This is a genomic window from Butyricimonas synergistica DSM 23225 (assembly GCF_000379665.1).
In the GTDB taxonomy this organism is placed as follows: domain Bacteria; phylum Bacteroidota; class Bacteroidia; order Bacteroidales; family Marinifilaceae; genus Butyricimonas; species Butyricimonas synergistica.
In genome coordinates this window covers 224,913-238,557 of record NZ_KB903360.1, presented here as the reverse complement: position 1 = coordinate 238,557, position 13,645 = coordinate 224,913, and the positions used below count along the sequence as shown (strand labels likewise).

The following is a 13,645-nucleotide window of genomic DNA, read 5'->3' as shown; positions in this document are numbered from 1 at the left end:
ATGGCTAGATATACAGGACCTAAGTCTAGGATAGCAAGAAAGTTTGGTGAGCCCATTTTTGGACCGGATAAAGCGTTAGAACGTCGTAACTATCCTCCTGGACAACACGGAATAGCTCACCGTAGAAAGAAGATTTCCGAGTACGGAACTCAGTTGAAAGAAAAACAAAAAGCCAAATATACTTACGGTTTGTTGGAAAGACAATTCCGTATCTTGTTTGAGAAAGCTGAAAGCAGCAAAGGCGTTACCGGTGAAGTATTACTTCAATTGTTGGAATGTCGTTTGGACAACGTAGTTTATCGTTTAGGTATTGCTCCTACGCGTGCAGCTGCTCGTCAGTATGTATCTCACAGACATATCACTATTAACGGTCACGTATGTAACATCCCGTCATGTCATGTTCGTCCGGGAGATGTTGTTGCCGTGAGAGAGAAATCTAAAGCTTTGGAAGTGATTAACGAATCACTGAGAGGCAGTAGAAGTAGCAGATACTCTTGGTTAGAGTGGGATGCTTCTGCTATGAGTGGAAAACTACTTAATGTACCGGAAAGATCAGATATCCCGGAGAGCATTAAAGAGCAGTTAATCGTAGAGTTATATTCTAAGTAGTAAAATAAAAATATATATGGCAATATTAGCTTTCCAGAAACCGGACAAAGTAATCATGCTTGAATCAACGGACAGATTCGGTAAATTCGAATTCCGCCCGTTGGAGCCAGGTTACGGCATCACTATTGGTAATCCACTACGCAGAATCTTGTTGTCTTCTTTGGAAGGCTTTGCGATTACCGGTATTAAAATTCAAGGTGTAGATCATGAGTTCGCTACGATCTCGGGGGTCATCGAAGATGTGACTGAGATTATTCTGAACTTGAAACAGGTTCGGTTGAAAAGAAAAGTGGAGGACGTGGAGTTTGAGAAGCTGACTGTTGTCGTTTCTGGACAAGAAACGTTTACTGCCGGTGATATGAACCAGTTCTTGAAGAGCTTTGAAGTTTTGAATCCGGAGTTGGTAATCTGTAACATGGATACAGCCACTACCCTCGAGATAGAATTGACTATCCAAAAAGGGCGAGGTTATGTTCCTGCTTCAGAGAATATGCCTGCAGATGCGGAAGTTGGGGTAATTCCTATTGATGCTATTTACACGCCTATCAAGAACGTGAAATACGAAATTGAGAACTACCGTGTGGAGGGTAAGACCGACTATGAGCGTTTGGTGTTCGAGATCGAAACCGACGGTTCTATCAACCCGACAGATGCGTTGAAAGAGGCGGCTAAAATTTTGATCCATCACTTCATGTTGTTCTCTGACGAGAAGATTACTCTTGAGACAGAGGATAAATATGGAAACGAAGAGTTCGATGAAGAGGTATTGCATATGCGTCAGTTGCTGAAGACTAAATTAGTGGACATGGATCTTTCCGTACGTGCGCTTAATTGTTTGAAGTCAGCTGAAGTGGAAACTTTAGGAGAGCTTGTTCAATTTAACAAGAACGACTTGTTGAAGTTTAGAAACTTCGGTAAGAAGTCCTTGACTGAGTTGGAAGCCCTTTTGGAAAACAATAGCCTCGAATTCGGTATGGATGTTGCCAAGTATAAATTAGACAAAGAATAAGTAAGATGAGACATAATAAGAAAATTAACCATTTAGGTAGAACTAGCTCGCACAGACATGCGTTGCTTTCTAACATGGCTTGTTCTTTGATTCTTCACAAGAGAATCCAAACGACACTAGCTAAGGCTAAGGCCCTAAAGGTCTATGTTGAGCCGCTTTTGACTAAAGCCAAAAACGACACGACTCACTCTAGAAGAACCGTGTTCTCTTATCTTCGTCGTAAGGAGGTTGTTGCTGAGATGTTCGGTGATATTGCGGAGAAGATCGCTAACCGTCCAGGAGGTTATACCCGTATTTTGAAATTAGGTAACCGTTTGGGTGATAATGCGGAAATGTGTATGATTGAGTTAGTTGATTACAATACGACTTACACGGAAGTGAAGAAAGAAGAAGTGAAGAAAACTTCTCGTCGTAGAAGATCTACTTCTGCCAAGAAGGAAGAAGCTCCTAAGGCTGAGGTTGCAGAAACTCCGGTAGCTGAGATTCCGGTTGAAGAAGCGCCGAAGACCGAGGAGGAAGCTCCGAAAGCTGAATAATTTAGGTTCAGATATAAAAATAACCCCGGATTCTCTCCGGGGTTATTTTTATATCTGAATGGTAAACTAAAACTCTTCCTCCATTCCATTCATTTCGTTTTGTTGGCGTTGTTGTTTTTTGGGGGTGGCTTTCATATTCCCGAAGTTGTAGCTTAGGGCGAAGCGGAATACCTGTCCTTTTCTCATGCTGTCGCTGTCTTGCCGGAATCCGCTGCCCGAGGTGACGCTGTGCCAATTACGGGAATTGAGTATATCTTGCACGTTCACGCTGAAAGTGACTTTCCGGTTGAAGAACGATTTCCGGGCTCCCAGATCTATGCTGTAATTGGATTTACGATGTCCTTGGGCGATGATTCGCCGGGAATTGTAGTTACCGGTCGCTTGTAAGGAAATTGCGTAAGGAAGCATGGCATTCGCGATCATTTTGGCATTCCAGGAGAAGTTGTCATCCTTTTCGCCAGTTACCGGGGTGTTGCTCCCCTCCGGCGTGTACGAGAATCCGTCCAGTTTATTGTAATACAGGTTCATCGTGGTGGTAATATCCAAGAAGTTGAAAAACTTGTTCTTTGCTACAATTTCGGCTCCGGTGGACGACGACCGGGTGATATTGGCAGAAGTGCTTTTCATGACATCGCTCTCGCGGTACCGGATGCGCTGGATAACATCGTCCGTGTTCCGGTAGTATGCCGATAGCGACAGCGTGTGTTTCTCCCAGTTCTTGATATAATTCACCTCGAAGGAATTGGAGAATTCCGGATCGAGGTACGGGTTTCCGTACGAGATGTTGAGGGAGTCCGTCATGTTCACGAACGGGTTCAGCTGCCATCCCCGGGGACGGGAAATACGGCGAGTATAGTTTACTTGCACTTCGTTGTTTCCCGGAAGACTGTACGAGAGGAACAAGCAGGGGAACAGGCTGAAGTAATCGTCTTTATAAGGTTTTACGTCGCTTTGGCGTTGCCCGTAGCCCAGTGATTTGGTTTCTGTTGCCGTGTATTCACCTCGCAGTCCGGCTTGTATCCCGAACTGGTTTAGTTTGGTCGAGTAGGTGGCATAAAGGGCGTGGATATTCTGGTTATAGATATATTTATTGAATAATAGTTCATCCAGGACGGCTGTTTCTTCTGTCGTGCCCGAATAGGTTTCCACGGGACTCTTCCGGTTGCTGAGCGAACCTTTGTAACCTGCTTCTATTTTACTGTCTTCGGTGAATTCGTTCACGTAATCGGCTTGAAGTTCCCAGGATTGGGTACGGTTGTCACTTTTTTGCTTTTGCCAGGAAGAAGTTTCTCGGTTTCCCGTGTAGAACGAATGTTGCTTGTACGTGTCCGTGCCGTCGGATTCCCACAAATCCCATGAAAAACGGGCGGTGAAGTTACTCGTTTTGCTGAACTCGTGCTTGTAGTCCAAATTGATGTTACTGCCGTTCGAGGTGTTTTTTGAATGTGTCAGCCGTTCGCTCGTGGTGAAAGATTTCGGAACGTCACTTTCGTAGCGAATCGTGTTGTCTGATTTCCGGTTTCCGAGATGTACGAATGCTTCCAGGCTCAAGCGGTCGGCTTGGGTAAAATGATACGTGACTCCCGCTCGGGCAAAGACCGATCCGCCGTTACGGTCGCTTTTTCCTTTTTGATTCAGGTAGGAAACGGCATTCCCCGCTTCGTCCGTGTTTATCCGATTGGTGTTATCCTCGCCTTCCGATTTTCTTTTCCGGTATCCGGCGTTTAGATAGCTTTCTACTTTTCCGGTATTGTAATTTATACTGGCGCTGGCGTTGTAGCCTCCCTGCGTGTCTGCCCCCGTTTGGATACCCCCGTAATATCCTGCTTTCCGGTCTTTTTTTAGAATAATGTTGATGATGCCGGATGTCCCTTCCGGGCTGAATTTGGCGGAGGGGTTCGTGATTAATTCTATTCGTTCGATGCTTTCCGCGGGGATTTGTTCTAGTATTTGCGCTTGGTTGTCTGCCGTTAGCCCTGATGCTTTCCCGTTTATCCAAATCGTCACGCTGGAATTGCCCCGTAGGGATATTTCCCCCTCGTTATCCACCTCCACGGAAGGGATGTTGCCGAGAATGTCACTTGCCGAACCGCCTGCTTGTGAGATATTGGAAGCCACGTCGAATACCTTTTTGTCGATCTCGAACCTCATTTGTGCCCGTTGCCCGATGACCTGCACTTCATTGATCGCTTGGGAGTCTTCCTCCATGGGAATATTCCTCAGGTTGATGTTTCTTTCTTTCGGCGAGATCGTGATTTCTTTCTCCAGGGTACGATACCCGATATACGACGCCACGAGAATATAAGTCCCGTTTTTAATCCTGCTCAGGTGGAACACTCCGGTGGAGTCGGTCACTGTTCCCGTGACCAATGTCTTTTTATCCTTTGTCCGGATACTAACGTTTACAAACTCTAGGGCTTCTTTTGTTTTAGCGTCGATGATCTTCCCCTTGATGTTTCCCGTTTGCCCGGATTGGGAGAATCCTGCGGTACTCAACAAGATCAGGAAGATGACTAAAATAGCATCTTTCATTTTACTCATACACTTCATACACAATTTTGAACATTCCATCGAAGAGCCGATAGCCGTCTATAAAGCCATAGACCTTACAGGTGCTTTGTTTACGGTAATTTAATATCTGCCTTCACAATTTAATTGACCTTGTCAAACTTTATGGGCTAAAGTCGAATCTTCGTACAATAAGACAAATATAATGAGAAAAGGTTTATCGATTCTGTGATTTAATGATTGCCGATTAGGTGATTCTTTAATCACAGAATCGGTAAAATCTAAAATGAATCGCCTCCGCTCGTTTTGTTTATAAACTTTAAAAAACTTTATAAACGAATTCATGTGACTTTTCCGTTTGTTTTACGTACCTTAGTCACAACAATTTATTTACCAACTTTTTAAAGTAAAAAGAGAATGTATATTACTGAAGTTATCGGAAGAGAAGTGTTGGATTCCAGGGGAAATCCGACAGTAGAAGTAGATGTTCTTTTGGAATGTGGAGCGATGGGACGTGCAGCTGTGCCGTCGGGTGCATCCACCGGAGAGCATGAGGCATTGGAATTGCGTGACGGAGACAAAAAAAGATATGGAGGCAAGGGAGTGACTAAAGCCGTGAACAATGTAAACACGGTGATTGCCGACGCCTTGCTGGGTATGGAAGTTACCGACCAAGTCGGCATCGACCGGGTATTGCTTGAACTCGACGGCACCCCGACCAAGAGTAACTTGGGGGCGAACGCTTTGTTAGGTGTTTCTTTGGCTTGTGCCAAGGCTGCCGCTAATGCGTTGGAAATGCCATTGTATCGTTACATCGGCGGAGTGAATGCTAAAGTTTTGCCGGTGCCGATGATGAATATCATTAACGGGGGATCGCATTCTGATGCTCCAATCGCTTTTCAGGAATTCATGATTCGTCCCGTGGGGGCAGAGTCTTTCCGTGAGGCATTGCGTATGGGAGCTGAAGTATTCCACAGTCTGAAGAAAGTGCTTCATGACCGGGGATTGAGTACCGCTGTTGGCGACGAGGGTGGTTTCGCTCCTGCTTTGAATGGAACTGAAGATGTGTTGGAGTCTATCATAAAAGCTATTGAGGCTGCTGGTTACAAGGCAGGAGAGGACGTGATGATCGGTTTGGATTGCGCTTCTTCCGAGTTCTACAAGGATGGTATTTACGACTATTCTAAGTTCGAGGGTGCGACAGGTGCCAAACGTTCTTCGGCTGAACAGGTGGCTTATCTTGAGGAACTGATTTCCCGCTACCCGATCGATTCTATTGAGGACGGAATGAGCGAGAACGATTGGGAAGGCTGGCAATTGCTGACCCAGCGTATCGGTGACCGTTGCCAGTTGGTGGGTGACGATTTGTTCGTGACCAACGTGCAGTATTTGAAGAAAGGTATTGAGATGGGCTGTGCCAACTCGATTTTGATTAAAGTGAACCAGATCGGTACTTTAACTGAGACGTTGGATGCCATCGATATGGCTCATCGTGCAGGCTACACGTCAGTGACTTCACATCGTTCCGGTGAAACGGAAGATGCGACGATTGCCGACATCGCTGTTGCCACGAATTCCGGTCAGATTAAAACGGGTTCTTTGAGCCGTTCCGATCGTATGGCAAAATACAATCAATTGCTTCGTATCGAAGAGGAATTAGGGGATAACGCTCAATTCCACGGTCGAAAATTCTCGAAGTAAATAGTGAGTTATAAAGAAAAGTGAAGGTGCCCTAGTGAAGGGCACCTTTTCTTGTTTTGTCGCTTGACTTGTCATTCGGTATAGTGAAAAATAATGGCGGATGTGAATAAGGGAAAGATATTTTGCTTAAACTTGTCATCTAAATGTACAATTTATCTAAATAGTAAGAATTATGAAAAAGTATTTAGCAGAAATGATCGGAACGATGGTTCTGGTACTTATGGGATGTGGAAGTGCGGTAATTGCTGGAAGTGAAATAGGTTTCCTCGGGATTGCATTCGCGTTCGGTTTGTCCGTGTTGGCAATGGTTTACACGATTGGTGGTATCTCCGGCTGCCATATCAATCCGGCGATCACGCTAGGTGTGCTTTGGGCTGGACGAATGAGCGGGAAGGATGCGGGAATGTATATGTTGTTTCAAGTGATCGGTGCTCTTATCGGCTCGGCTATTCTTTACGTGATTGCTTCCGGAATGGGGCTGGAAGGAACGGGTGCGAATATGTACGGGGAGGGTAACGTGATACCTGCTTTCGTGGCAGAATTTGTCTTTACCTTTATTTTTATTTTGGTTGTGCTGGGCTCCACGAGTGCCACTGCTCCCGCCGGGTTTGCCGGGCTGGCTATCGGTCTTGCACTAGTGCTGATCCATATTGTTTGTATCCCCGTGACGGGAACTTCCGTCAACCCCGCGAGAAGTATCGCTCCGGCATTATTCGAGGGTGGCAAGGCTTTAAGCCAATTGTGGTTGTTCATAGTGGCTCCTTTCCTGGGTGCTGTCTGCGCTGCCGGGGTATGGAAGTATTTCGAATGCCAAAAATGTAAATAAGATCAAGAAGATATAACGAGAAAAATTTTTAGGGCTATAACCCTAGAAACTTCTCAAATCAAGATGCCTTTTAGAGGTATAACCCTAAATCATCTTCCCTTATCCCATGAATCATTACGTGGTAACGAGGTTGCTGCAGTCAGAAGCGCTCTTGCCATTCTTCGTGGTTGCGGAGCAATAGGTGTGGATTTTTGCTGTATCCCAGTCTTCCGGGAGAGCATAGCTTATGCTGCCGCTTTCTCCCCGCTCACGAAGTGTCTCTAGCTTGGTTCAGTTTTTAGTTTCTTCTCTCAGAATTGCATACACATTGTCGGTTGCAAGAAACGGTTAATTTCCGCTTGTCCGAATATTAACCGTTCGTTCGTGCAGGGTAATATCTACCGGGAGGCTTTCACGAGAGTATGGAACGAGCGGTACCGACTCTTCCACAACCATGAATGGACACGTGTCGGGAAATATGCCCGTTGTAAATCTTATAATACCTGCGGCGGAAACGGTATGTACCTGTGGGACGAATCCTATAATGGAGTCCTGAGGTGTTATCGGGAGATCCCGGTGTAATCAGGAAACTACACATTTTCATGGCGGTTTCTTCTTTATAACTGCTTGTGCGGTTGCGTGCGATTTATTTTATTCTTCTTCCTCCATTTCTTTCTTGGGTTTGCCTTCCACGACGATGACGATTTCGCCTTTAACCCCGGTTTCGGTGAAGTGGGTGATGAGTTCTTTCAGTGTGCCGCGTTGAAAATCCTCGAATAGTTTGCTGATCTCGCGGGCGACACAAGCACGGCGGTTTTCCCCGAAAAATTCAGCCATTTGTTCCAGGGCTTTAACCAAGCGGAAGGGGGACTCGTAGAAAATCATGGAGCGGTCTTCTTCGGCGAGCGAGATGAGTTTTTTCTGGCGCCCTTTTTTCTGGGGCAGGAATCCCTCGAAGCAGAAACGGTCGCAGGGAAGCCCCGAGTTGACGAGGGCGGGCACGAATGCCGTGGCTCCCGGGAGGCATTCAGTTTCTATACCTTGTTCCACGCATGTGCGGACGAGCAGGAAACCGGGGTCAGATATGCCGGGAGTGCCCGCGTCACTAATCAGCGCAACGTCTTCTCCCCGAGTGATACGTTCGGCAATGCGGTTTACTTGCTGGTGTTCGTTGAACTTGTGGTGTGAGAGTAGCGGCGTGCTGATCTCGTAGTGCTTGAGCAGTTTCGCTGACGTGCGGGTGTCTTCGGCAAGAATGAGAGGTACTTCCTTTAATATACGGAGTGCTCTTAACGTGATGTCTTCGAGGTTCCCGACCGGGGTGGGTATAAGATATAGTTTTGCCATAGTAATTGAAAATTGAGAGTTGAAAATTGAAAGTGAGGTTTCAATTTTCAACAATTTAATATCCGCAAAGGTAGGAATATATCTATGATTTTATTCATGATTTGACGATATTTCTCTTTTAGGAATAGGGTGTTGCTTTCGTGTTGGGTGTGATTTTCAGCGTTTTGGAGGCGTAATTATCGCTAAAAGCGTGTGTTAGTGAAAAAAAAATAGTGATTTCTTTGGTGGGAATGAAATTTGCCGTATATTTGCAACCGCTAAAGCAAAGCATGGTCCGTTCGTCTAGGGGCTAGGACGCAAGATTCTCATTCTTGTAACACGGGTTCGATTCCCGTACGGACTACCAAGCTAATAGTAATCGATTTAACGATGGTCCGTTCGTCTAGGGGTTAGGACGCAAGATTTTCATTCTTGTAACACGGGTTCGATTCCCGTACGGACTACCGAGAAGGTAGTGGTTTTTAATGGTCCGTTCGTCTAGGGGTTAGGACGCAAGATTTTCATTCTTGTAACACGGGTTCGATTCCCGTACGGACTACAAAGTTGAATTAAATTAATTTGTAGAGATGGCAAATCATCAATCATCAGAAAAAAGAATACGGCAGACTGAAAAAAGAAAATTGCATAATCGCTACTATGCGAAGACTGCTAGAAATGCTGTTAGAAAGCTACGTGCATTGACGGAGAAGGAAGCCGCCACGGATTTGTTACCGAAAGTTTCATCTATGTTAGATAAGCTTGCGAAGAAAAACATTATCCACAAAAATAAGGCTGCCAACTTGAAGTCGAAGTTAGCTTTGCACGTGAATAAGCTGTAATTGTAATAGACATAAGATATTCAGGTAATGAGCCTAGGTTCATTACCTTCGTTTTTATGTGTCGGGTAATCTTGAGAATTTATTCTCGAGATTTTTTTTATTCTTGAAAATTGTTTACTTTTCCGGCTATAAAGATAAGATTATGGCTGGAGAATATATCCCGATGTCCTCGTGGGCGGAAGATGACAAGCCCCGGGAAAAAATGCTGGCGAACGGTGTCGCCACGCTTTCTACAAATGAGTTGCTGGCAATCCTGTTGCGGTCGGGAAGTGGTGGGGAATCCGCCCTCGATCTTGCCCGGCGTATCCTTGCCGATTGTAATAATGACCTGAACGTGCTGGCTCGCTTGTCCGTGACGGATTTCATGAACCGTTACAAGGGCGTGGGGATGGCAAAAGCCGCATCGATTATTGCTGCCGTGGAGATCGGGCGCCGCCGGGCTTTGGCTGCTGCCCGGGAAGAGCCTGTGCTGACGACGAGCCGGGATTTGTACGATTACCTGCAACCGCTGATCGGCGATCTGGATCATGAGGAGTTTTGGGTGATTACGCTATCGAGTGCTTGCCGGATCAAGTCATGCGAGCGGTTGTTCTCGGGAGGCATGGAAAACACGATTATCGATATCCGGATGGTGTTCCGAAAAGTGCTGGAATCCAAAGCCTGCTCTATCGTCATCGCCCACAACCACCCTAGCGGCAATAATCGCCCGAGTTCACAGGATGTCGCTTTGACGAAAAAGGTGCAGGAAGCTGGAAAGCTGTTGGATATTGTCCTGTTGGACCATATCATTGTATGTCCTGACCGGTATTACAGTTTTGCGGATCATGGAACGTTGTGAATTTTAGATTTGATGATTTTAGATTTTGGATTGAGGGTGTAAATCACTTAATTGTTGTATCTTTGTGGCAGCATATTGTGCCACATTGACATTCGTTTTGTTTGTCAATGTGGCATATTGACTGTTGGCAGGGATTTTGCTTAGAAAAAGTAGCTTAAAATGTTTATTCATAAAAAATATATACGATATGTCAGAAGAGAAGAAAGCGACTCGCGAGGAAGAACTGGAAGAGTCACAGAATGTTGAGAAAGAGGCGGAAGAAAAATCTCACAAGGATAAATCTTCTAAAAAGGAGGGGAATCAGCTGGAAGAATTGGGTCAGAAGCTGGTAGAGATGAATGACAAGTATCTGCGGTTGTCTGCCGAGTTCGACAATTATCGGAAGCGTACTTTGAAGGAGAAAATGGAATTGACGAAGAGTGCCGGGGAGCAGATACTGACTAATATTTTGCCCGTGGTGGATAACTTCGAGAGAGCTTTGAAAAGTATAAGTATGACGAAGGATGTGGCTGCCCTGAAAGAAGGGGTTGATTTGATATACGCGAATTTCAAGACATTCCTGACACAAAACGGGGTAAAGGAGATCGAGACGGAGAATGCAGACTTTGACACGGATATTCACGAGGCGGTGACGACGATTCCGGCTCCGGCTCCCGAGTTGAAAGGAAAAGTGTTGGATTGTATCGAGAAAGGATATTACTTGAACGATAAGGTGATGCGTTTTGCGAAAGTGGTTGTTGGCGAATAATTTAAGATGGCGTGGTAATGGAAAAGAGAGATTATTATGAAGTGTTGGGCGTGTCTAAAAATGCCGATGCTACTGAAATAAAGAAAGCGTACCGTAAATTGGCATTGAAGTATCACCCGGATAAGAACCCGGGCGATAAAGAGGCGGAGGAGAAATTCAAAGAAGCAGCCGAGGCGTATGACGTGTTGAGCAATGACGATAAAAGACGCCGTTACGACCAGTTTGGGCACGCCGGAATGGGCGGAGCGGGGCAAGGCGGTTTCGGCGGAGGCATGAGCATGGATGATATCTTCTCTCACTTTGGAGATATCTTTGGCGGCTTCGGAGGTTTTAGTGGCTTCGGCGGAGGGGGACGTACAGCCCGCCGGGTGAACCGGGGTACTAATTTGCGAGTGAAGGTAAAGTTGGACTTGCAAGAGGTCGCAGCCGGGGTTGAGAAGAAGATCAAAGTAAAAAAATACGTGGCTTGCCAACATTGTAACGGCACGGGAGCGAAGGACGGGAAGTCTTTCTCCACGTGTTCGACCTGTCACGGTTCGGGACAGGTGACCCGTGTGCAGAACACGATACTGGGAGCTATGCAGACGACATCGACTTGCCCGACTTGCGAGGGCGAAGGGAAGATTATCAACGAGAAGTGTACTTTTTGTAACGGAGAAGGCGTGCTGATGGCAGAGGAAGTCATCACGATCAATATTCCTGCCGGGGTAGCGGAAGGGATGCAATTGTCGTTGAGCGGTAAAGGTAACGCTGCCCGGCGGGGTGGCGTGAACGGTGATTTGATCGTGCTGGTGGAGGAAGAGGAACACCCGGACTTGGTGAGGGACGGCAATGACTTGCTCTATAACGTGTTTATCGGTTATCCGGAAGCCGTGCTGGGCGATACGGTAGAGATACCGACGATCGAGGGCAAGGTGAAAGTGAAGATTGAGCCGGGGACTCAGCCGGGCAAGATATTGCGTTTGCGCAGAAAAGGATTGCCGGACGTGAACGGGTACGGGAAAGGCGATTTGCTGGCAAAAGTAAATGTATGGATACCTAAGAACTTGTCAAAAGACGCGAAGAAGCTGGTGGAGAAGATGAAGGACACGGAGGGGTTCAAGCCCGGAAATAATGACAAGAAAAGTATTTTTTCCAAGATGAAGGATTTTTTTGATTAATGCAAATTTATGATTACACTGACACAACTGGAATATATCGTAGCCGTTGACGAGTACAGGCATTTCGCTACTGCCGCAGACAAGTGTTTCGTGACACAGCCGACATTAAGTATGCAAATCAAAAAACTTGAAGACGATCTCGGTGTAATCATTTTCGATAGGAGTCGGCAACCGGTGGTGCCCACGGATATCGGGGCTAAACTGATCGCTCAGGCTCGGACGGTGTTGGCTTCAACACAAAGGATGAAGGAAATTATAAACGAGGAGAAGCTAGAGGTCGCGGGTTCTTTGAAGATCGGAATTATTCCCACGTTAGCACCCTATTTGTTGCCTATTTTTATAGGGGATTATATCCGTCGTTATCCCGCTGTGAAGGTGGAGGTGGAGGAATTGGTGTCGGAAGAGATCATTCAGCGGTTGAAGCGGGACACGTTGGATGCGGGGATTTTTGTAACTCCTTTCCATGACGAGAAGATCGTGGAGCGTCCGATTTTTTACGAGGAGATGATGATATACGCTCACCCCAGTCATGAACTTTTGAGGAAAAAGGACGTAGAAATACAAGATATTGCAACTCCCGAAATATGGATGCTGGGGGACGGGCATTGTTTCCGCGACCAGGTGGTGAACCTGTGCGAGATGCATGATACGCAACACAAGAATCTGCCTTTTGATTTCGAGAGCAATTCGCTGGAAACTTTGATGAAGATCGTAGACCGGGAAGGTGGTTTTACCTTGATCCCGGAGCTGGCATTGTTGTACATGACGGAAGAAAAGAAAAAGCAAGTCCGTTCGTTCACGACCTATAAGCCGCTGCGGGAGGTCAGCGTGATCTATTCCCGTTATTTCACGAAGCAGAAGCTGATAAACCTGCTTTGCGAGGATATTAAACAGGTTGTTCCCCCGGGAATGTTAAAGAAAGAGAGGGGAAGAATTGTCGAATGGAAAAAATAAGATAAACGTAATACCCTAAGAAAATGGATAGTATCAAGAAAAGTTTTTTAGAGGCGCAGCAGGTGTTGGCAGATTTTGTAGCAGATGACGAGAAGTTGAAACAGGTTGGGTTGGCAGCCGAGATATTATCCCGGGTTCTGAAAAGCGGAGGTAAAGTGATTAGCTGCGGGAATGGTGGTTCCATGAGTGACGCCATGCATTTCGCGGAAGAACTTACCGGACGTTTCAGGGGAGACCGCCCGGCATTGCCTGCTGTGGCTATTTCTGACCCCACTCATCTGACTTGTGTGGCGAATGATTTCGGTTTCGACCACGTGTTCTCCCGTTACGTGGAGGCACACGGGAAAGCCGGGGATGTTTTGCTGGCGATCAGCACGTCCGGCAATTCTGCTAACGTGGTGAATGCCGTGAATGCCGCACATGAGCGGGGAATGGTAGTGATCGGTCTGACGGGAAAAGACGGGGGACAGATGAAGAACTTGTGCGATGTGAATATTTGTGTCCCATGGAACGGGTATTCCGACCGGATACAGGAGATTCATATTAAAGTGATTCATATTTTGATAGAACAAATCGAGCTGCATTTGTTTGCAGAGTAGATATTATTGAGGT

General features: G+C 46.2%; 14 protein-coding genes and 3 tRNA genes. 15 read left to right on the top strand and 2 right to left on the bottom strand.

Annotated elements, in window-relative coordinates:
- Genes rpsD through rplQ form a run of 3 tightly spaced genes read left to right on the top strand, consistent with a single transcriptional unit; the run spans position 1 to position 2,154 of the window.
- On the top strand, positions 1-609 hold the full coding sequence (gene rpsD / locus A3CY_RS0109420) for a 30S ribosomal protein S4 (RefSeq protein WP_018337660.1): 609 nt from the start codon (positions 1-3) through the stop codon (positions 607-609).
- A 16-nt stretch (positions 610-625) separates the two neighbouring features.
- Positions 626-1,618: a DNA-directed RNA polymerase subunit alpha gene (locus A3CY_RS0109415; protein WP_018337659.1), complete on the top strand. Its 993-nt coding sequence runs from the start codon at positions 626-628 to the stop codon at positions 1,616-1,618.
- A gap of 5 nt (positions 1,619-1,623) precedes the next feature.
- Positions 1,624-2,154 (top strand): 50S ribosomal protein L17, encoded by a 531-nt coding sequence (gene rplQ, locus A3CY_RS0109410; RefSeq protein WP_026207493.1) that lies wholly within the window; start codon positions 1,624-1,626, stop codon positions 2,152-2,154.
- 66 nt (positions 2,155-2,220) lie between these two features.
- On the opposite strand, the gene A3CY_RS0109405 is transcribed toward rplQ, so the two are convergent.
- Positions 2,221-4,695, bottom strand: coding sequence for a TonB-dependent receptor domain-containing protein (locus A3CY_RS0109405; protein WP_026207492.1), 2,475 nt, complete (start codon positions 4,693-4,695; stop codon positions 2,221-2,223).
- A gap of 384 nt (positions 4,696-5,079) precedes the next feature.
- On the opposite strand from A3CY_RS0109405, the gene eno reads away from it, so the two are divergent.
- The 3 genes from eno (at position 5,080) to A3CY_RS22940 (ending at position 7,750) form a co-directional block, all read left to right on the top strand.
- Complete coding sequence (eno, locus tag A3CY_RS0109400; RefSeq protein WP_018337656.1) at positions 5,080-6,363, top strand: phosphopyruvate hydratase; 1,284 nt, start codon at positions 5,080-5,082, stop codon at positions 6,361-6,363.
- A 172-nt stretch (positions 6,364-6,535) separates the two neighbouring features.
- The gene (locus A3CY_RS0109395) at positions 6,536-7,189 is read left to right on the top strand and encodes an aquaporin (RefSeq protein ID WP_026207491.1); all 654 of its coding nucleotides are present in this window, start codon (positions 6,536-6,538) and stop codon (positions 7,187-7,189) included.
- Positions 7,190-7,552: 363 nt separating this feature from the next.
- Positions 7,553-7,750, top strand: a complete 198-nt coding sequence (locus tag A3CY_RS22940; protein ID WP_155828252.1) for a hypothetical protein — start codon at positions 7,553-7,555, stop codon at positions 7,748-7,750.
- A gap of 69 nt (positions 7,751-7,819) precedes the next feature.
- Here A3CY_RS22940 and rsmI read toward each other — a convergent pair whose 3' ends face one another.
- Positions 7,820-8,515, bottom strand: coding sequence for a 16S rRNA (cytidine(1402)-2'-O)-methyltransferase (gene rsmI / locus A3CY_RS0109390; protein WP_026207490.1), 696 nt, complete (start codon positions 8,513-8,515; stop codon positions 7,820-7,822).
- Between the two features lie 271 nt (positions 8,516-8,786).
- On the opposite strand from rsmI, the gene A3CY_RS0109385 reads away from it, so the two are divergent.
- From A3CY_RS0109385 to lpcA, 9 genes are all read left to right on the top strand, one after another.
- Positions 8,787-8,861 (top strand) — tRNA-Glu (locus tag A3CY_RS0109385).
- Positions 8,862-8,886: 25 nt separating this feature from the next.
- Positions 8,887-8,958: transfer RNA gene (locus A3CY_RS0109380), tRNA-Glu, on the top strand.
- Positions 8,959-8,981: 23 nt separating this feature from the next.
- Positions 8,982-9,053 (top strand) — tRNA-Glu (locus A3CY_RS0109375).
- Positions 9,054-9,081: 28 nt separating this feature from the next.
- A complete protein-coding gene (rpsT, locus tag A3CY_RS0109370; protein ID WP_018337653.1) occupies positions 9,082-9,333 on the top strand; it encodes a 30S ribosomal protein S20 in 252 nt (83 codons plus the stop codon).
- 142 nt (positions 9,334-9,475) lie between these two features.
- Positions 9,476-10,171 carry a RadC family protein gene (gene radC / locus A3CY_RS0109365; protein WP_018337652.1) on the top strand — a complete coding sequence of 232 codons (696 nt, stop codon included), beginning with the start codon at positions 9,476-9,478 and terminating at the stop codon, positions 10,169-10,171.
- A gap of 187 nt (positions 10,172-10,358) precedes the next feature.
- Entirely contained in the window at positions 10,359-10,919 is a 561-nt protein-coding gene (locus tag A3CY_RS0109360) for a nucleotide exchange factor GrpE (RefSeq protein ID WP_018337651.1), read from the top strand.
- Between the two features lie 17 nt (positions 10,920-10,936).
- Positions 10,937-12,079 carry a molecular chaperone DnaJ gene (gene dnaJ, locus A3CY_RS0109355; protein ID WP_018337650.1) on the top strand — a complete coding sequence of 381 codons (1,143 nt, stop codon included), beginning with the start codon at positions 10,937-10,939 and terminating at the stop codon, positions 12,077-12,079.
- Positions 12,080-12,088: 9 nt separating this feature from the next.
- The gene (locus A3CY_RS0109350) at positions 12,089-13,033 is read left to right on the top strand and encodes a LysR substrate-binding domain-containing protein (protein ID WP_018337649.1); all 945 of its coding nucleotides are present in this window, start codon (positions 12,089-12,091) and stop codon (positions 13,031-13,033) included.
- Between the two features lie 23 nt (positions 13,034-13,056).
- Positions 13,057-13,632, top strand: coding sequence for a D-sedoheptulose 7-phosphate isomerase (lpcA, locus tag A3CY_RS0109345; RefSeq protein WP_018337648.1), 576 nt, complete (start codon positions 13,057-13,059; stop codon positions 13,630-13,632).
- The last annotated feature ends 13 nt before the right edge of the window (positions 13,633-13,645 follow it).

Excerpts from the sequence above, each read along its gene's own strand:
- rpsD (WP_018337660.1), top strand. The coding sequence starts at position 1 with ATGGCTAGATATACAGGACCTAAGTCTAGGATAGCAAGAAAGTTTGGT.
- A3CY_RS0109415 (WP_018337659.1), top strand. The coding sequence starts at position 626 with ATGGCAATATTAGCTTTCCAGAAACCGGACAAAGTAATCATGCTTGAA.
- rplQ (WP_026207493.1), top strand. The coding sequence starts at position 1,624 with ATGAGACATAATAAGAAAATTAACCATTTAGGTAGAACTAGCTCGCAC.
- A3CY_RS0109405 (WP_026207492.1), bottom strand. The coding sequence starts at position 4,695 with ATGAGTAAAATGAAAGATGCTATTTTAGTCATCTTCCTGATCTTGTTG.
- eno (WP_018337656.1), top strand. The coding sequence starts at position 5,080 with ATGTATATTACTGAAGTTATCGGAAGAGAAGTGTTGGATTCCAGGGGA.
- A3CY_RS0109395 (WP_026207491.1), top strand. The coding sequence starts at position 6,536 with ATGAAAAAGTATTTAGCAGAAATGATCGGAACGATGGTTCTGGTACTT.
- rsmI (WP_026207490.1), bottom strand. The coding sequence starts at position 8,515 with ATGGCAAAACTATATCTTATACCCACCCCGGTCGGGAACCTCGAAGAC.
- rpsT (WP_018337653.1), top strand. The coding sequence starts at position 9,082 with ATGGCAAATCATCAATCATCAGAAAAAAGAATACGGCAGACTGAAAAA.
- radC (WP_018337652.1), top strand. The coding sequence starts at position 9,476 with ATGGCTGGAGAATATATCCCGATGTCCTCGTGGGCGGAAGATGACAAG.
- A3CY_RS0109360 (WP_018337651.1), top strand. The coding sequence starts at position 10,359 with ATGTCAGAAGAGAAGAAAGCGACTCGCGAGGAAGAACTGGAAGAGTCA.
- dnaJ (WP_018337650.1), top strand. The coding sequence starts at position 10,937 with ATGGAAAAGAGAGATTATTATGAAGTGTTGGGCGTGTCTAAAAATGCC.
- A3CY_RS0109350 (WP_018337649.1), top strand. The coding sequence starts at position 12,089 with ATGATTACACTGACACAACTGGAATATATCGTAGCCGTTGACGAGTAC.
- lpcA (WP_018337648.1), top strand. The coding sequence starts at position 13,057 with ATGGATAGTATCAAGAAAAGTTTTTTAGAGGCGCAGCAGGTGTTGGCA.